The following is a 17,546-nucleotide window of genomic DNA, read 5'->3' as shown; positions in this document are numbered from 1 at the left end:
GTCGCCGGAACACGACGACGCCACGCCCGCGGGCCGGGCGTGGCGTCGTGGAGCGCGCGTGGCGGGACGGGCCTCAGCCCTTGTCCACCTTGACCTTCACCGGCTTGCTCTCGTGGGTCTGCCGGTCGAGCGAGGTGATCAGGTACGTGCCCGGCTTGGCCGTGTACGACGTGCCCGTCACCACGGCCGCCAGGTTACGGGCGTCGGTGGTGTGGCAGTCCTTGCCCGACTCCGGCACCCGGTACACCGCATACGCCCGAGCCCCCTTGGACGGCGTCCAGGACACGGTGGAGCCGCTCGCCTTGGCGTCGGCCGGCCTGTCGGGGGCCTCGCCGCCGCGGTCCTCCATGATCGGCAGCAGCGCCGGACGGCTGTAGTGCTCCTTGGCCACGCGGTCGATCGCGCCGAGCGGGTTGGTCAGGAGCTGCTTGGCGCTGAAGTAGATGTCGCCGTCGACCTCGTCGTAGCGCCGGTTCACCGTCAGGTGCGCCGACAGCTCGCCCGGGTTGGCCCAGGCCGCGTTGGTCCTGGTGCCGACCTGGTAGAGCGCCTGGCCGATGTAGAGCTGGACGTCGGTGTCCTCGACCGCGCCCGCCCACCACGACGTCAGCGCCTTGTAGTCGGCCGCCTTGAAGCCGCGCGGCCAGTAGAGCTGCGGGGCCACGTAGTCGACCGTGCCGGCCTTGATCCAGGCGCGGGCGTCGGCGTAGATCGAGTCGTAGGCGGACATGCCGGCCGTCGCGGACCCGTCGGGGTCGTTGGACTTGTTGCGCCAGATCCCGAACGGGCTGATGCCGAACTTGACGTGGTTCTTCGTCTCGTGGACGGCCTCGTCGACCTTGGCCACGAGCTTGTTCACGTTCTCCCGGCGCCAGTCGGCCAGCTTCTGGCCCTTGCCGTACTTGGCGAAGGCCGCCTTGTCGTCGAACGTGCCCCCGCCGCCCGGGTAGGGGTAGAAGTAGTCGTCGAAGTGCACGCCGTCGATGTCGTAGCGGCTGACCACGTCGGTGATGACCTTGGTGACGTGCTCGCGCACCTGCGGCAGGCCCGGGTTGTAGTAGAGGCCGCCGCCGTACTTGACCGTCCAGTCGCGGTGCTGCTTGGCCGGGTGGTTCGCCGGCAGCTTGGACAGGTCGGCGTTCTCGGCCGCGCGGTAGGGGTTGAACCAGGCGTGGAACTCAAGGTTGCGCTTGTGGGCCTCGTCGATGAGGAACGGCAGCGGGTCCCAGCCCGGGTCCTTGCCCGCGGTGCCCGTCAGGTACTGGGACCAGGGCTCCAGCGAGGAGCGGTAGAGCGCGTCGGACGCGGGCCGGACCTGGACGAAGACGGCGTTGAGATTGCGCTTGACCGCGCTGTCGAGGATCTTGACGTACTCGGCCTTCTGGCGGGCCTGGCCGAGGCCGGCGCGCGAGGGCCAGTCGATGTTCTTGACGGTCGCGATCCACACCCCGCGCAACTGGCGCTTGGGATACCGGGCGTCGGGCTTGCAGGCCGCCGTCACCTCGGCGGGAGCGGTGGTGGTCGTCGTCTTCTTGGTCGCTGCGGGGCTCGGGGTGGCGCCGGGGCCGAACACGTAGGCGGCGCCGGTGGTCACGACCGCGAGGGCTGCAGCGGCTAGGAGTGGGCGTCCAGTTCGCATAGTGCAACCCAGTGTGGCACCTGCTCCTGCCTGTTCGGACCTGAAAAAAGAAATGCAGTCGTGATGCTTCTGTTACGAAACGGTAGGGGGGTGATGAAACGTGCGGGCCGGGAGGGACAGGCTCCCTCCCGGCTCTCCACCGTCCGAACCGTCGCTCACCCGTCGCTCACTCTGTGGCCGCCGCCACCTTGCTCGCCAGGTTCGGCGGCAGCGGCTCGTAGCGCAGGAACGTGCGCGTGAACGTCCCGGTGCCGTGCGACATCGAGCGCAGGTCGATGGCGTACCGGGTGATCTCCAGCTCGGGCACCTCGGCCTTGACCAGCGTGCGCCCGGTGCCCACCGGCTCGGTGCCGAGCACGCGTCCGCGCCGGGAGGACAGGTCGGACATCACCGAGCCCACGTAATCGTCGGCCACCAGCACCGACAGCTCGTCCACCGGCTCCAGGAGCAGGGTCGAGACCTTCGAGGCCGCCTCCTTCAGCGCCAGCTGCCCGGCGATCTGGAAGGCCATGTCGGAGGAGTCGACGGAGTGCGCCTTGCCGTCGTAGAGCGTGACGCGCACGTCCACCATCGGGTAGCCGGCCACCACGCCGCGCTCCATCTGGGCCCGCACGCCCTTCTCCACCGACGGGATGAACTGCCGGGGAACCACCCCGCCCACGATCTTGTCCACGAACTCGAACCCGCCGCCCGAGGGCAGGGGCTCGACCTCCAGGTGGCAGATCGCGTACTGGCCGTGGCCGCCGGTCTGCTTGACGTTGCGGCCCATCGCCTGGCACCTGCCGCCGAACGTCTCGCGCAGCGGCACCCGCAGCTCGATCCGCTCGACCTCGACGCCGTGACGGTTGGCCAGGCGGTCGAGCAGCACGTCGGTGTGCGCCTCGCCCATGCACCACAGCACGAGCTGCCTGGTCTCGGCGTTGTTCTCCAGCCGCAGCGTCGGGTCCTCGGCCACGAGCCGGCCGAGCGCCTGGGCGAGCTTGTCCTCGTCGGCCTTCGACCTGGCCCTGATGGCCACCGGCAGCAGCGGGTCGGGCATCTGCCACGACGTCATCAGCAGCGGCCGGTCCACCTCCGACAGGGTGTCGCCGGTCTCGGCGCGCGACAGCTTGGCCACGGCCACGATGTCGCCGGCCGAGCCCTTGGCCGCCGGGCGCTGGGCCTTGCCGAGCGGGCTGGTCAGCGTGCCGATGCGCTCGTCCACGTCGTGGTCCTCGTGCCCGCGGTCGGCCAGGCCGTGGCCGGAGACGTGCACGGTCATGTCGGGGCGGAGCGTGCCGGAGAAGACGCGGACGAGGCTGATGCGGCCCACGTACGGGTCGCTGGTGGTCTTGACGACCTCGGCCACGAGCGGGCCGTCGGGGTCGCACGCGATGCCGCCGACCGGCTTGCCGGACAGGTCGGTGATCTCGGGCATCGGGTGTTCCAGCGGCGAGGGGAAGCCCTGGGTCACCAGCTCCAGCAGCTCCGTCATGCCCACCGCGTGGCCGTCGCCGAGGCCGCTGCACAACACCGGGAAGAAGCTGCCGCGCGCGACCGCCTTCTCCAGGTCGTCGACCAGGACCTTGGTGTCGATGGGCTCGCCCGCCAGGTAGCGGTCCATGAGCGACTCGTCCTCGCTCTCCTGGATGATGCCCTCGATCAGGTCGCCGCGCCGTTCCTCGATCTGGGCCTCGTACTCGGCGCCGGGCTCCTTCTCGGTGCGGGTGCCGGTCGCGTAGTTGTAGAACTTCTGCGACAGCAGCCCGATCAGGCCGTTGACGTGCCCGTTGGTGATCACCGGCAGGTACAGCGGGGCGACGCCGTCGCCGAAGACGTCCTGGCAGGTGGTCAGCACGTCGTCGAAGTCGGCGCGCTGGTGGTCGATCTTGGTGATCACCACCGCCCTGGGCATGCCGACCTGGGCGCACTCCTCCCAGAGCATCCGGGTGAGCCCGTCGATCCCCTCGGAGGCCGACACGACGAACAGGGCGGCGTCGGCGGCGCGCAGCCCGGCGCGCAGGTCGCCCACGAAGTCGGCGTAACCCGGGGTGTCCAGCAGGTTGATCTTGATGCCGTTGTGCACGAGCGGCGCCAGCGCCAGGTTGACCGACCGCTGCTGGCGCACCTCGACCTCGTCGAAGTCGCTGACCGTGTTGCCGTCCTCCACCCGGCCCGGCCGCTGGACGGTGCCCGTCGCCGCGAGCAGCTGCTCGACCAGGGTGGTCTTGCCCGCTCCCGAGTGGCCGACCAGCACGACATTGCGTATGGCATCCGCCCTGTCGGCCGTGGGTGCCCTGCCCGCGGCTCCCATGGCCCCGCCAGAGTTCCTATCCGCCACTTCGCCTCCCGCGTCGTCGGTGTGCATCCAACGCCGCGCCCGCGCGGAGGGTGTCAGAAACCGCATGGAAGCGGTGTGTTCACCAAATACCCCTGTGGCGAATATCACAAGGGGTGTGGGGCAAAGAAAGTGGCCGCTCACGTGATGGCCTACGATCGGACCGCGATGCTCAAACTCCTGCGACCGGCCATGACCCGGATACTCACCCCGCTGGGCAGGGCTCTCGTCGGCCGCGGGATCGGCCCGAACGCCGTCACGGCGATCGGCACCCTCGGCACGGTGATCTCCGCCCTGCTCCTGTTCCCGACGGGCCACCTGGCCTGGGGGGCGCTGCTCATCACCGTCTTCGTGCTGTTCGACCTGCTCGACGGCGTCGTGGCCCGGCTCGGCGGCAAGGGCGGCACCGTCTGGGGCGCCTTCCTCGACTCCACGCTCGACCGGGTGGCCGACGCCGCCATCTTCGCCGGCCTGATCCTGTATTTCGTCGCCGGGGGCGACACGCTGATGGCCGGCGTGACGCTGGCCTGCCTCGTCGCCGGCTCCCTGGTCTCCTACGCCAAGGCCAGGGCCGAGGGCCTCGGGCTCACGGCCGACGTGGGGCTGGCCGAGCGCCCGGAACGGCTGGTCGTGGCCCTGGTCGCGACCTTCTTCTCGGGCGTCGGGGTGCCGTACGTGCTGCCGCTCGGCATGTGGCTGCTGGCGGCGGCCTCCACCATCACCGTCGTGCAGCGGGTCGTGCACGTCCACCGGCAGACGAGGGAGCGATGAGCGAGAAGGCGTCCATCGGCGACCGCATCGTGGCAGCGGGCTTCGCGGCGGGCTGGAAGCTGGTCCCGCTGCTGCCCCAGCGTCCCACGGCGGCGGTCTTCCGCCTCCTGGCCGACCGGGTGTGGCGCAGACGCGGCAAGTCCGTGCGCCGCCTGGAGTCCAACCTGGCCAGGGTCACCGGCATCGACGCCGGCAGCGCCGAGCTGCGCGAGCTGAGCAGGGCCGGCATGCGTTCCTACTTCCGCTACTTCCACGAGGTCTTCCGCCTGCCCGCGATCCCGCGGGCCGAGGTCGTCCGGCGCACGCACGTCATCGGGGCCGAGCACATCCACGACACCCTGGCCGCGGGCCGGGGCGTGGTGCTGGCCCTGCCGCACATGGGCAACTGGGACGCGGCGGGCGCCTGGCTGGTCGGCGTCGGCCACCCGTTCACCACGGTCGCCGAGCGGCTGCGGCCCGAGTCGCTGTTCCGCCGCTACGTCGCCTTCCGCGAGGGGCTCGGCATGGAGGTGCTGCCGCTCACCGGCGGCGACGGCCACAACTTCGGCACCCTCGCCGGCCGCGTGCGCAAGGGCGGCGTGGTCTGCCTGCCCGCCGAGCGCGACCTGACCAAGAGCGGCATCGAGGTGCGCTTCTTCGGCGCCACCACCAAGGTGCCCGCCGGGCCGCCGCTGCTGGCCGTGCAGACCGGCGCCGCGCTCCTGCCGGCCACCGTCTACTTCGTGGGCGACGACTGGGGCATCCACATCCACGAGGAGATCCCGGTGCCCGCCGAGGGCACCCGGCAGCAGAAGGTGGCCGCCGTCGCCCAGGCCATGACGGACGTCTTCGAGAAGGGCATCGCCGAGCACCCGGAGGACTGGCACATGTTGCAGCGGCTCTGGCTGGAGGACCTGCCGAGATGAAGGTCGGCATCGTCTGCCCCTACTCCTGGGACATGCCCGGCGGCGTCAAGCAGCACATCGACGACCTGGCCCAGGCGCTGATGGCGCAGGGGCACGAGGTATCGGTGATCGCGCCCGCCGCCGACGACGACGAGCTGCCCCCGTACGTCACGGGGGCCGGCCGGGCGGTGCCGGTGCCGTACAACGGGTCGGTGGCGCGGATGTCGTTCGGGTTCCTGTCGGCCGCGCGGGTGCGGCGCTGGGTGCGTACGGGCGACTTCGACGTGCTGCACATCCACGAGCCGCTGATCCCGAGCCTGGGCGTGCTGGCCTGCTGGGCGGCCAGGGGGCCGATCGTGGCCACCTTCCACGCCTCCTTCAGCCGCTCGCGGGCCATCGCGGTGGCCGAGCCGCTGCTGCGCAGCGCGCTGGAGAAGTTGAGCGGCCGCATCGCGGTCTCCGACGCGGCCCGCAAGAGCCTGGTCGAGCAGTTCGGCGGCGACACCGTGCTGATCCCCAACGGGGTGACCGTGGCCCGCTACACCGAGGCCGAGCCGCTGCCCGGGTGGGGCCCCGACGGCGCCACGATCGGCTTCCTCGGCCGCATGGACGAAGAGCGCAAGGGCCTGCCGATCCTGCTCGACGCCTTCAACGCCCTGGCCGCCGAGCGTCCCGGCCTGAAGCTGCTCATCGCCGGCCCCGGCGACGCCAAGGACGTCTACGACAAGGTGCCCAAGCCCTTCCACGAGCGGGTGACCGTGCTCGGCATGGTGAGCGAGGCCGACAAGATCCGCGCCTACCACTCGGTCGACGTGTTCTGCGCGCCCAACACCAGGGGCGAGAGCTTCGGCATCGTGCTGGCCGAGGCCATGGCCTCGGGGGCGACGGTGCTGGCCAGCGACATCCCGGCCTTCCGCAAGGTGCTGGGCGAGGGACAGGCCGGGGCGCTGTTCGCCAACGGCGACGCCTCCTCGCTGGCCCGCGAGGCCGCCGCGCTGCTCGACGCCCCCGAGCGGCGCGCCAAGCTGGCCGCCGAGGCGCTGGTGGCGGTCAGGAAGTACGACTGGTCCACGGTGGCCCGCGACGTGGTGCGCGTCTACGAGACGGTGACCACCAGCGGCGCGGGCCGGGTGGAGGAGGACCTGTGACCGCCCCCCGAGAGCTCTTCTAGGGACCTACTGTGACATCCACCATGATCGTCCTGATCGTGGGCATCGTCGTCGTGCTCACGGCCGTCTACATCTCCTGGCGCGCGGGCCGGCTCGACCGCCTGCACATCCGGCTCGAACTGGCCCGCGAGGCACTGGACGCGGCGCTCATGCGGCGCCGGGCCGTGGTGCTCGAACTGGCCGGCTCGCGGCTGCTCGACCCCGCGACCTCGCTGGTGCTGGCCGCCGCCGCCCACGAGGCCAGGATCGCCGGGCCCGAGGAGCGCGAGCACGCCGAGAGCGACCTGTCGCGGGCGCTGCGGGCCGCGGTGGACCAGGAGCGGTTCAGGGAGAAGCTGGCCGAGGCGCCCGGCGGCGGCGACCTGCTGGAGGAGCTCGACGCGGCGGTGGCCAAGGTCGTCTACTCGCGCCGCTTCTACAACAACGCGGTCGGCGTCACCCGTACGGCGCAGCGCCGCTGGCTGGCCAGGACGCTGCGGCTGGCCGGCCACACCGAGTTCCCCGAATTCTTCGAGATCGATGACAATCCGCCGGCAACCATGTCGCCCGAATGACCAAATGTGGAGAGGCCGGTAAGCTTCTCCCGATTTCTGGGCAAAGGCGAGGAGTTGTTGCACGTGCGGCTATCCCGGATGATCTCGGTGACTCTGGCAGGGGCGGCCGTGCTGGGGCCCGTCGCGGCCTGCTCGTCCGACGAGCCCGCTTCCGGCAAGGCGCCGGAGGCGGCGGCGACGACCAGCCCTTCCGAGGAGCCCACCGAGAAGGTCGAGGGGCATCCGTTCACCGGGCAGCCGTACGAGGAGCTCAAGCCGGTGCTCGCGGTGAAGATCGAGAACACCTCCGCGGGCAAGCCCCAGCTCGGGCTCAAGAGCGCCGACGTCGTCTACGTCGAGCAGGTCGAGGCCGGCCTGACCCGGCTCATGGCGATCTTCTCCTCGAAGATCCCGGCCAAGGTGGGCCCGGTGCGCAGCGCCCGCATCTCCGACCTGCACCTCGTCCCGCAGTACGGCAAGCCCGCCTTCGCCTACTCCGGCGCGCAGACCAAGATGTTGCCGTACATCGCCAAGGCCCCGCTGTACGACGTGGGCGACACCCGCAACCCCGGCGCCTACTTCCGCCAGCCGGGCCGCTACGCCCCCTACAACCTGTTCGCCAACACCAAGAAGCTGCTGTCCGGCGCGCCCAAGGCCAGCGAGGCCAAGGACATCGGCTTCACCTTCGGCGACGCGCCCGCCGAGGGCGGTGTGGACAAGAAGTCGTACACGGTCAGGTGGCCCGCGGCGCGCTTCACCTTCGCCTGGTCGGAGGCCAAGAAGCAGTGGCTGATCTGGCAGGACGGCAAGAAGGACATGGCGGCCGAGGGAGGCCAGCTCGGCGCGCCCACGATCGTCGTGCAGTACACCAAGACCGAGCGCTCGGAGTTCCACGACTTCCACCAGAGCTACACCCCGCTCGTGCACACCACCGGCAAGGGCAAGGCCGTCGTGCTGCGCGACGGTAAAGCTTTCACGGCCAACTGGGAGCGGGAATCGGAGGAGACCGGCACGACGTTCACGACTGAGAGCGGTGAGCCGATGAACTTCGCCCCCGGCCAGGTCTGGATCGCGCTCGCCAGCCGCAAGCCCGTCACTCCTTGATGACCTTTCTGTACAACTTGAGTGATAAATCCTGACATCGTGGCATGTCGGGGGAGGGGTCCTTCAGGACCTACGATGGGTTTGATAACTTACCGTCCGCCCTGAGAGCCCGTGAGGAAGACCGTTGTCCAGCACGCCTGAAAGCACCCCCGTCACCGGAACGGCCCGCGTCAAGCGCGGCATGGCCGAGATGCTCAAGGGTGGCGTCATCATGGACGTCGTCACCGCCGAGCAGGCCAAGATCGCTGAGGATGCCGGCGCCGTCGCCGTCATGGCCCTTGAGCGCGTGCCCGCCGACATCCGCGCGCAGGGCGGCGTGTCCCGGATGAGCGACCCCGACATGATCGACGGCATCATCGCCGCGGTGTCGATCCCCGTCATGGCCAAGGCCCGCATCGGCCACTTCGTCGAGGCGAAGGTCCTGCAGTCGCTCGGCGTCGACTACGTCGACGAGTCCGAGGTGCTCACCCCGGCCGACTACGCCAACCACATCGACAAGTGGCAGTTCACCGTGCCCTTCGTCTGTGGCGCCACCAACCTGGGCGAGGCCCTGCGCCGCATCACCGAGGGCGCGGCCATGATCCGCTCCAAGGGCGAGGCCGGCACCGGCGACGTCTCCAACGCCGTCACCCACATGCGCACGATCCGCGCCGAGATCAAGCGCCTCACCACGCTGCCCGAGGACGAGCTCTACGTGGCCGCCAAGGAGCTGCAGGCCCCCTACGAGCTGGTCGCCGAGGTCGCGCGGAGCGGCAAGCTGCCGGTCGTGCTGTTCACCGCGGGCGGCATCGCCACCCCGGCCGACGCCGCCATGATGATGCAGCTCGGCGCCGAGGGCGTGTTCGTCGGCTCGGGCATCTTCAAGTCGGGCGACCCGGCCAAGCGCGCCGCGGCCATCGTCAAGGCCACCACGTTCTACGACGACGCCGACGTCGTCGCCAAGGTCTCGCGCGGTCTCGGCGAGGCCATGGTCGGCATCAACGTCGACGAGATCCCGCAGCCTCACCGTCTGGCCGAGCGCGGCTGGTGAACCGGCGCGTCGTCGCAGGTCGGCGGCCCGTCGTGGGTCCATGATCGTCGTGTGACGATGAAAAGCTTCGTAAGGGGCGGCATTCGCGAAGAATGTCGCCTCTTTCGTGTTGTCCCTGGTTCACCGATCTGTCATGAACCTCAGTCAGGCTACGGGCGTCCCTCACCCTTGATCGTCCCGAGGAGCGCACTGTGTCCAAGCTGAACCGCCGGCATTTCCTCGTCACCGGGCTGGCGGCGGGCGCCGCCGCCGCGCTCCCCGCCACGGCGGCGAGCGCCGAGCCCGAGCCCGCCGCAGAGAACGCACAGGCACTGGCCGCACGCGGACTGTCCACCGACCCGTTCACCCTCGGCGTGGCCTGCGGCGACCCCGACCACGAGGGGTTCGTGCTGTGGACCAGGCTGGCGCAGAACCCGCTGGCCGAGGACGGCTTCGGCGGCATGCCGCAGCGTCCGTTCACCGTGCAGTGGCAGGTCTACGCCGACGAGCGCGGGCGGCGCGTCGTCCGCTCGGGGGTGAGTGTCGCCGCGCCGGAGTGGGGGCACAGCGTGCACGTCGAGGTCGACCGGCTGAGCTCGGACCGGGAGTACTGGTACCGCTTCCGCGTCGGCCCGTACGTCTCGCCCATGGGGCGGGCGCGCACGGCCCCGCACCCCCTGTCCTACGGCGGCGCGCTGTCGATGGCCTTCGTCTCCTGCGCCCAGTTCGAGCACGGCTGGTTCACCTCCTACCGCAGGCTGGCCGAGGACCACCCGGACCTGGTCCTGCACCTGGGCGACTACCAGTACGAGTACACCAAGGACACCTACACCATCCCCGGCGGCAACATCCGCGACCACGAGGGCCCCGAGACCGAGACCCTGGCCGGCTACCGCCAGCGCCACGCCCAGTACAAGGCCGACCCCGACCTGCAGGCCGCGCACGCCGCCGCGCCCTGGCTGGTCGTGTGGGACGACCACGAGCTGGACAACAACTGGGCCGACGAGGTGCCCGAGAAGCCCGAGGTGCCGCAGCCCGACTTCCTGGCCAGGCGCGCCGCCGCCTTCCGCGCCTACTACGAGAACATGCCGCTGCGCCGCACCTCGATCCCGCGCGGCATCGACATGCAGCTCTACCGGCGGATCCGGTGGGGCAGCCTGGCCACGTTCCACATGATGGACACCCGCCAGTACCGCGACGACCAGGGCTGCGGCGACGGCTACCGCGACTGCCCGGCCGCCGTGGACCCGGCGCGCTCGATCACCGGCGCCGCGCAGGAACAGTGGCTGATCGACGGCTTCCACCGCTCGCGCGCCCAGTGGGACATCCTGGGCCAGCAGGTGTTCTTCGCCCAGCGCGACAACAACGCCGGCCCCGCCAAGATCACCTCGATGGACGCCTGGGACGGCTACGTCGCCTCCCGGCAGCGCATCACCCAGGGCTGGGTGGACGCCCGGGTCCGCAACGCGGTGGTGCTGACCGGCGACGTGCACGCCCACTGGGCCAGCGACCTCAAGCTCGACTACGACGACCCGACCGGGCCCACCGTGGGCTCCGAGCTCGTGGCCACCTCCATCACCACCGGCGGCGACGGCGCGGACTCCGACCCCGCGACGCATCCGTACCTGAAGATCAACCCGCACCTGAAGTTCTACAACAACCAGCGCGGTTACGTGCTGACGAAGATGGAGCGCGACCTGCTCACGGCTGACTTCAAGGTCGTGCCGCAGGTGCACGAGCCTGGGGCAGAGGCGTACACGCGGGCGACGTTCGTGGTGGAGGACCGGGTGCCGGGGGTGCGGCAGACGTACCTGCGGCCGCTCGACCCGGCGATCGGGGCCAGGAAGCAGGTGACGGTGGAGGACACCGTCCGGCTGGAGACCGAGCGCCCGTAGCCCTGGGCAGGCGGCGTCCCCCGGTTGGGGGGGCGCCGCCTCTTCTTTGCCCGGAATATTAGCCAGGCTAAGTTAGTTGGGCTAAGCATGAGGGACGATCCCACCCAGATGGCCGAGCAGGTCTCCAAGGTGCTGCGCCACCTGGTCCTGCTGCTGCGGCGCTCCAGCGCCGGCCAGCCCGTCACCACCCAGCAGTACGCCGTGCTCGGCTCGCTGGAACACGGCCCGCGCCGGATGACCGAGCTGGCCGAGGAGCACGCCGTCCAGCTCCCGACCATGACCGTGCAGATCAACCGGCTGGAGTACGCCGGCCTGGTGGCGCGCGGCTCCGACCCGGCCGACGCCCGTGTCAGGACCGTCGAGCTCACCGGCGAGGGCCGCGACCGCCTGCACGCCGTGCGCCGGGCCAGGATCGCCCGCCTCGCCCACGACCTGGCCGCCCTCAGCGACGACGAGCGCGACGTGCTCGCCGCGGCCCTGCCCGTCCTGGCCAAGCTCGGCATCGACAGAACCACCCAGTAAGGGGACAACATGCAAACCGGCGGCGGAATCCTGCGCCAGCCGACGTCCGTCTGGGCCACCGCGTTCGCCGCGGTCGTGGCCTTCATGGGCATCGGCCTCGTCGACCCCATCCTGCCCTCCATCGCCCAAGGGCTGCACGCCACGCCCAGCCAGGTGTCCCTGCTGTTCACCAGCTACTTCCTGGTCACCGCCGTGGCCATGCTGATCACCGGCTGGGTCTCCAGCCGCATCGGCGGCAAGCGCACGCTGCTGGCCGGGCTGGCCCTGGTCGTGCTGTTCGCCGCGCTGGCCGGCACCTCCGGCAGCGTCGCCGAGCTCGTCGGCTTCCGTGCCGGTTGGGGCCTCGGCAACGCTCTGTTCGTGGCCACCGCGCTGGCCGTCATCGTCGGCGCGGCCAGCGGCGGCGCGGAGTCGGCCATCATCCTGTACGAGGCCGCGCTCGGCCTCGGCATCTCCGCCGGACCGCTGGCCGGGGCGCTGCTCGGCGACTGGAACTGGCGCGCGCCCTTCTTCGGCACCGCCACGCTGATGGCCGTCGGCTTCGTGCTGATCGCCACCCTGCTCAGATCGGGGCCGAGGCCCGCGGTCAAGACCAAGCTCAGCGCCCCCATCAGGGCCCTGGCCCACGGCGGCCTGTCCACGACCGCCTTCACCGCGCTGTTCTACAACTTCGCCTTCTTCACGATCCTCGCCTTCACCCCGTTCATCCTGAACATGTCGCCGTACGGCATCGGCGCGGTGTTCTTCGGCTGGGGCGTCTGCGTGGCGCTGGCCTCGGTGTTCGGCGCGCCGCCGCTGCAGCGGGCGATCGGCTCGGTGAACGTGCTGCACCTGGCCCTGGGCCTGCTCGTGGTCTTCCAGGCCGGCATCGCGGTGTCGGCGACGGCCGGGGCGCACGCCGGGATCATCGTGTTCACCGTCCTGTCCGGCATCCCGATCGGGCTGAACAACACCGTCTTCACCGAGTCGGCCATGGAGGTCTCCGACGCCCCCAGGCCCGTCGCCTCGGCCGGGTACAACTTCGTCCGCTGGATGGGCGGCGCGCTGGCGCCGTTCATCGCGACCAAGCTGGGCGAGGAGGTCGGCATCGCCGTCCCGTACGCCGTCGGCGCCGCCTGCTGCGCGATCGGCATGGCCTTCCTGTACGCCCGGCGCCACCACCTGAGCGCCCTGGCCCGCGTGGACGTCGTCCAGGCCGCCGCCTGAGCCCGCTTTACGCCAGAGTGCTCTGAGAGGAAGATGCCGGGCCATCTTGGTGTTGAATTGTCGGAAACCGGACCTTAACGGAAGGATCGCTGTGCCCACGATCGGTGTACTCGCTCTCCAAGGGGACGTGCGCGAGCATGCGCGCATGCTCCAGGAGTCCGGCGCGTCGGCCGTCGCCGTACGTCGTCCGGCCGAGCTCGACGCGGTCGACGGCCTGGTGATCCCCGGCGGCGAGTCGACCACCATGTGGAAGCTGGCCGACACCTTCGACATGCTGGAGCCGCTGCGGATGCGGATCAAGGAGGGCCTGCCCGCCTACGGCTCCTGCGCCGGCATGATCATGCTGGCCGATCGCATCCAGGACGGCATCGAGGGCCAGCAGACCGTCGGCGGCATCGACATGGTGGTCAGGCGGAACGCCTTCGGCCGCCAGGTGGACTCGTTCGAGTCGGACCTGGACTTCGCCGGCGAACGCGTACACGCTGTCTTCATCCGTGCTCCGTGGGTGGAATCGGTCGGCGCCGACGTTCAGGTGCTGGGCACGGCCGAGCCTGGGGATAGGATCGTCGCGGTCCGTCAAGGGCCGTTGCTCGCGACGTCGTTCCACCCCGAGCTGACCGGGGACACGCGCGTGCACCGTTACTTCGTAGACATGGTGAGGGAGCTCTAGGTAATGTCCGGCCACTCCAAATGGGCGACGACGAAGCACAAGAAGGCCGCGCTCGACGCCAAGCGCGGCAAGCTGTTCGCGAAGCTCATCAAGAACATCGAGGTGGCGGCACGGACCGGTGGCCCTGACCCGGACGCCAACCCCACCCTCTTCGACGCCATCTTCAAGGCGAAGAAGAACTCCGTGCCCAACGACAACATCGAGCGGGCGCGCAAGCGTGGCGGCGGCCTGGAGGCCGGCGGCGCCGACTGGCAGACCATCATGTACGAGGGCTACGCGCCCGGTGGCGTCGCGGTGCTCATCGAGTGCCTCACCGACAACCGCAACCGCGCCGCCTCCGAGGTCCGGGTCGCCCTGACCCGCAACGGCGGCTCGCTGGCCGACCCGGGCTCGGTGTCGTACATGTTCAACCGCAAGGGCGTCGTGATCGTGCCCAAGAACGGGCTCGACGAGGACACCGTCCTGATGGCCGTGCTCGACGCGGGCGCCGAAGAGGTCAACGACATGGGCGACTCCTTCGAGGTCGTCTCCGAGGCCGGCGACCTCGTGCCGGTCCGCAAGGCGCTGCAGGAGTCCGGCATCGACTACGACTCGGCCGAGTCGAGCTTCCTGCCGACGATGAGCGTGCCGCTCGACGAGGAGGGCGCCAAGAAGGTGTTCCGCCTGATCGACGCGCTGGAGGACAGCGACGACGTCCAGAACGTCTACGCCAACTTCGACGTCTCCGACGACGTCCTCGCCGCTCTCGACTGACCGGCGCACGACCGAGGGCCCGGGGCGTCCCCCCGGGCCCTCGGTCGTTCTCCGGGCCGTGTCCTGCTCAAGACCTGGCCAAGGTCGGCTTGCGTGGTGTTCGCCGGAGCCGGGGGTGTTCGACACCAAGGGCCCACTCGCCCTTTACGCGTGCGTCCGCGCCCCCGCGCGGCTAGGGTCGGGCGACGTGAGTTCCCCCATCCCACCGACCCCTGTCCCGGCGTCCCCGGCCGTCCGGCCCCCGGCGTCCTACCGCGCCCTGGGCTGGCTGCTGGCCGTCCCCGCGCTGCTCGGCGCCCTGATCACGCTGGTCCTTCCGACGGTCCAGACGATCGTGCTCAGTCTGCACAGCGGCGGCGTGCTGCAGGAGAGCAGGTTCGTGGGCCTGGACAACTACGGCAAGGTGCTGGGCGGCGAGGACTTCTGGCGGGCGCTGGGCTTCACGCTCTCGCTGACCGCCGGGCCGCTGCTGGTGGCCGTGGTGGTGGGGCCGCTGCTCGCGCTGGCGCTCGACCGGGGCGGCTCCCTGGCCAGGCGGGCGGGCCTGGTCGTGCTGTCGCTGGCGATCGTGACGTTCTCCCCGGTCGGCGTGGCGGCGGCCTGGCTGCGCGGGACGCTGCCCGACGGCCCGGGCATCGCCTCGCTGGCCGAGGGCCTGCGCGACCCCGCCACGGCACCCGGGACGCTGCGGATCGTCGTCGTGGCCGCCACGTTCGGGGTGGTGTGCGCGCTGGCGCTGACGGCGTTCCTGCCCGCGCTGCGCGGCGGCACCGCCGGACCCGCCACGCTCGTCGTGGCGGTGCTGGTGGCGCTGGCGACCGTCGCGGTGGGGACGCAGGCGTTCTCGATCGGCATGACGCTCACCCGTGGAGGCCCTGAGCGCGCCACACAGACCCTCGCGGGCCTCCAGTACGACTACGCCTTCCGGATGGCCCAGTTCGGCCCTGGTGCGGCCGTCGCGGCCCTGACAGGGGTGCTTCTCGGCGGGCTCGGCGTCGTCGCCGTCGTCGTCGCCGCGGCCACCCGGCTGCGGGTCACCGTCCTGCCGAGGCCCGCGACCGCCGCCCGGCCCGGGCCCGGTCGGGATGGAGCGTTCCCCGCCCGGCCGGGGACGGCGGGCGTGGTCACCGGCGTCGTCGCGCTGGTGCTCGTGGTGGCCGCCGGGATCGTCTGCGCCTGGCCGTGGATCTCCGGCGTCCTGGCGGGCGGCGACGCCGGCGCCGACGTCGGCGGTCTGCGCGCGCAGGCCAACACCTGGGTCCCCGCCGTGGCCGGCGCGCTGGTGTCGGTCGGCGTCGCCTACCTGGCCGCCCTCGGCATCGGCGGCCTGCGTCCCCTGGGCGCGCGCAGCGAGTGGCTGCTGCTCGCGTTCGCCCCCTGGCTGTTCGTCGGCACGGGCCCGCTCGGCGTCGCCGACTGGCAGAACATGCGCAACCTGGGCCTCGTGGACACCTTCTTCGCGCTCTTCCCCCCGCTGTTGGTCAGCGTCCCGGCGCTGCTGGTGCTGACCCTGCTGTGCAAGGGCCTGGCCGAGCGGAACGACAGGGACTTCTTCGGCGGCGTCCTGCTGCCGTCCCTGCCCATGGCGGGCGTGCTGGCCGGGGCGGTCACGCTGGTCAACGCCCAGGACGCGCTGTGGCCGCTGCTGGTGGCCCAGACCCCGGAGCTGTTCACCGTGCCCGTCGCCCAGCTGGCCCGGCTCGGCGGCTACCACGGCGCCCCCGACGTCGGCGCGAGCACCCCGCCGGTCGTCGTCGCGGTCGCGCTGGCCGCCGTCGTGGCCGCCCAGCTCCTGTATCTCGACAGGCTCGCCATCAGCGTCAACGGTTCGCGACCTGCCCGTACCACCCCGTAGGTTGGGGGGTTGTGGAAATTCGCGATCTCACCCCCGACGACCTCGACGACGTTCTCGACCTGCGTAAACGTTCCTTCGGCCCGATCTCCGCCGCGGACGTCGAGCGGTGGCGTCACACTGTGACGTCCACGCTCGGCGAGGGCCGCTACCTGGGCGCGTTCGAGGGCGGCAGGCTCGCCGCCTCGGCCCGGCTGCGCGGCTTCACCCAATGGTGGTACGGCCGTCCGCAGCCCATGGCCGGCATCGCGGGGGTCACCGTCAACCCGGAGGACCGCGGCCACGGCGTCGGCACCGCCATCATGCGCGCCGTCATCGAACGCGCCGCCGCCCACGGCGACGCCGTCTCGGCGCTCTACCCCGCCACCACGCCGATCTACCGCTCGCTCGGCTACGAGCACGCCGGCGCCCGGCACATGATCACGCTGCCCGCCGAGTCGCTGCGCCGCATCAGGCCGTCCGGCGAGGTCAAGCTGCGCAGGATGGGCCCCGACGACGCCGCCGAGGTCGTCTCCCTGCTCCACCGCACGCACGCCGCCGCCCGCTCCAGCGGCCCCGTCGCCTGGGACGAGCGCGCCTGGCGCATCTGGCTGTCCAACGAGGACGACTTCCTCTACCTGGCCCACGACGGCTACCTCGTCTACCGCTGGAACGGCGACGACATGCACGTCGAGAACCTCGTCGCCGGGTCGGAGGAGACGAGCAGGGCGCTGTGGTCGATGGTGGGCAGCTCGTCCTCCATCGCCCGCAAGGTCACCGCGCCGGTCGCCCCCGACGACCCGGTGCTGTGGCTCCTGGGCGAGCGCTCCACCGACCACGTCACGCAGGTGCGGTGGATGTTCAGGGTGCTGGACGTGGCCGCCGCCGTCGAACGCCGGGGCTTCCCCGCCGCCGTCACCGGCGAAGCCGTGGTCTCCGTGGACGACCCGCTGCGCGGCGGCGGCTCCTTCCGGCTGGAGTTCTCCGGCGGCTCAGGAACGGCCACCCCGGCGGCCGGCGGGGGAGCGGCGCTGAGCGCGGGCGGCTTCTCCGCCCTGTACGCCGGCGTCCCCACCGCGACGCTGCGCAGGACCGGCCTCATGTCCGGCGACGACCGCCACGACGAGCTGCTCGACACGGCCTTCGCCGCCAAGCCGTACATGCTCGACTACTTCTGACGGGCCCGCCCGCCGTTCGCGGCGGGCGATTCACGGTGCGCGGCCAGCTCAGCCGGGGTAGAGTC

At 71.2% G+C, this 17,546-nt stretch carries 15 protein-coding genes; 13 read left to right on the top strand and 2 right to left on the bottom strand.

Annotated features, from left to right (window positions below; genetic code table 11):
- Positions 1-73: 73 nt before the first annotated feature.
- Both AB0J97_RS36335 and AB0J97_RS36330 read right to left on the bottom strand, forming a co-directional pair.
- Complete coding sequence (locus tag AB0J97_RS36335; RefSeq protein WP_364097445.1) at positions 74-1,594, bottom strand: family 10 glycosylhydrolase; 1,521 nt, start codon at positions 1,592-1,594, stop codon at positions 74-76.
- 211 nt (positions 1,595-1,805) lie between these two features.
- Entirely contained in the window at positions 1,806-3,959 is a 2,154-nt protein-coding gene (locus tag AB0J97_RS36330) for an elongation factor G-like protein EF-G2 (protein WP_364097443.1), read from the bottom strand.
- A 144-nt stretch (positions 3,960-4,103) separates the two neighbouring features.
- Between AB0J97_RS36330 and pgsA the strand changes: the two genes are divergently transcribed.
- From pgsA to AB0J97_RS36265, 13 genes are all read left to right on the top strand, one after another.
- Positions 4,104-4,727, top strand: a complete 624-nt coding sequence (gene pgsA, locus AB0J97_RS36325) for a phosphatidylinositol phosphate synthase (protein WP_357703418.1) — start codon at positions 4,104-4,106, stop codon at positions 4,725-4,727.
- Positions 4,724-5,632, top strand: coding sequence for a phosphatidylinositol mannoside acyltransferase (locus tag AB0J97_RS36320; RefSeq protein WP_357703252.1), 909 nt, complete (start codon positions 4,724-4,726; stop codon positions 5,630-5,632). The genes pgsA and AB0J97_RS36320 overlap by 4 nt, the downstream gene beginning before the upstream one ends.
- Positions 5,629-6,759 carry a glycosyltransferase family 4 protein gene (locus AB0J97_RS36315; protein WP_364097440.1) on the top strand — a complete coding sequence of 377 codons (1,131 nt, stop codon included), beginning with the start codon at positions 5,629-5,631 and terminating at the stop codon, positions 6,757-6,759. The genes AB0J97_RS36320 and AB0J97_RS36315 overlap by 4 nt, the downstream gene beginning before the upstream one ends.
- A 32-nt stretch (positions 6,760-6,791) precedes the next feature.
- The gene (locus AB0J97_RS36310) at positions 6,792-7,334 is read left to right on the top strand and encodes a hypothetical protein (RefSeq protein ID WP_357703256.1); all 543 of its coding nucleotides are present in this window, start codon (positions 6,792-6,794) and stop codon (positions 7,332-7,334) included.
- A gap of 78 nt (positions 7,335-7,412) precedes the next feature.
- Positions 7,413-8,417 (top strand): DUF3048 domain-containing protein, encoded by a 1,005-nt coding sequence (locus AB0J97_RS36305; RefSeq protein WP_364097437.1) that lies wholly within the window; start codon positions 7,413-7,415, stop codon positions 8,415-8,417.
- Positions 8,418-8,541: 124 nt separating this feature from the next.
- Complete coding sequence (gene pdxS, locus AB0J97_RS36300) at positions 8,542-9,447, top strand: pyridoxal 5'-phosphate synthase lyase subunit PdxS (protein WP_357703260.1); 906 nt, start codon at positions 8,542-8,544, stop codon at positions 9,445-9,447.
- Positions 9,448-9,638: 191 nt separating this feature from the next.
- A complete protein-coding gene (locus AB0J97_RS36295) occupies positions 9,639-11,321 on the top strand; it encodes an alkaline phosphatase D family protein (protein ID WP_364097434.1) in 1,683 nt (560 codons plus the stop codon).
- A gap of 87 nt (positions 11,322-11,408) precedes the next feature.
- Positions 11,409-11,843: a MarR family transcriptional regulator gene (locus AB0J97_RS36290; protein ID WP_364097431.1), complete on the top strand. Its 435-nt coding sequence runs from the start codon at positions 11,409-11,411 to the stop codon at positions 11,841-11,843.
- A gap of 9 nt (positions 11,844-11,852) precedes the next feature.
- The gene (locus AB0J97_RS36285; RefSeq protein ID WP_364097428.1) at positions 11,853-13,049 is read left to right on the top strand and encodes an MFS transporter; all 1,197 of its coding nucleotides are present in this window, start codon (positions 11,853-11,855) and stop codon (positions 13,047-13,049) included.
- A gap of 91 nt (positions 13,050-13,140) precedes the next feature.
- A complete protein-coding gene (pdxT, locus tag AB0J97_RS36280) occupies positions 13,141-13,719 on the top strand; it encodes a pyridoxal 5'-phosphate synthase glutaminase subunit PdxT (protein ID WP_357703267.1) in 579 nt (192 codons plus the stop codon).
- A 3-nt stretch (positions 13,720-13,722) separates the two neighbouring features.
- Entirely contained in the window at positions 13,723-14,472 is a 750-nt protein-coding gene (locus AB0J97_RS36275) for a YebC/PmpR family DNA-binding transcriptional regulator (RefSeq protein ID WP_357703269.1), read from the top strand.
- A gap of 187 nt (positions 14,473-14,659) precedes the next feature.
- Positions 14,660-16,327: a sugar ABC transporter permease gene (locus AB0J97_RS36270; RefSeq protein WP_364097425.1), complete on the top strand. Its 1,668-nt coding sequence runs from the start codon at positions 14,660-14,662 to the stop codon at positions 16,325-16,327.
- Positions 16,328-16,338: 11 nt separating this feature from the next.
- The gene (locus tag AB0J97_RS36265) at positions 16,339-17,481 is read left to right on the top strand and encodes a GNAT family N-acetyltransferase (RefSeq protein ID WP_364097422.1); all 1,143 of its coding nucleotides are present in this window, start codon (positions 16,339-16,341) and stop codon (positions 17,479-17,481) included.
- Positions 17,482-17,546: the final 65 nt, after the last annotated feature.

Origin of the sequence: Nonomuraea sp. NPDC049607 (assembly GCF_040675375.1) — a bacterium.
In the GTDB taxonomy this organism is placed as follows: Bacteria; Actinomycetota; Actinomycetes; order Streptosporangiales; family Streptosporangiaceae; genus Nonomuraea.
Note: the sequence above shows the minus strand (reverse complement) of the source record. Positions and strands in the feature narration are given on the sequence as shown.

Coding starts and splice junctions, on each gene's coding strand:
- AB0J97_RS36320 (WP_357703252.1), top strand. CDS start 4,724: ATGAGCGAGAAGGCGTCCATCGGCGACCGCATCGTGGCAGCGGGCTTC.
- AB0J97_RS36285 (WP_364097428.1), top strand. CDS start 11,853: ATGCAAACCGGCGGCGGAATCCTGCGCCAGCCGACGTCCGTCTGGGCC.
- AB0J97_RS36305 (WP_364097437.1), top strand. CDS start 7,413: ATGATCTCGGTGACTCTGGCAGGGGCGGCCGTGCTGGGGCCCGTCGCG.
- pgsA (WP_357703418.1), top strand. CDS start 4,104: ATGGCCTACGATCGGACCGCGATGCTCAAACTCCTGCGACCGGCCATG.
- AB0J97_RS36290 (WP_364097431.1), top strand. CDS start 11,409: ATGAGGGACGATCCCACCCAGATGGCCGAGCAGGTCTCCAAGGTGCTG.
- AB0J97_RS36275 (WP_357703269.1), top strand. CDS start 13,723: ATGTCCGGCCACTCCAAATGGGCGACGACGAAGCACAAGAAGGCCGCG.
- AB0J97_RS36315 (WP_364097440.1), top strand. CDS start 5,629: ATGAAGGTCGGCATCGTCTGCCCCTACTCCTGGGACATGCCCGGCGGC.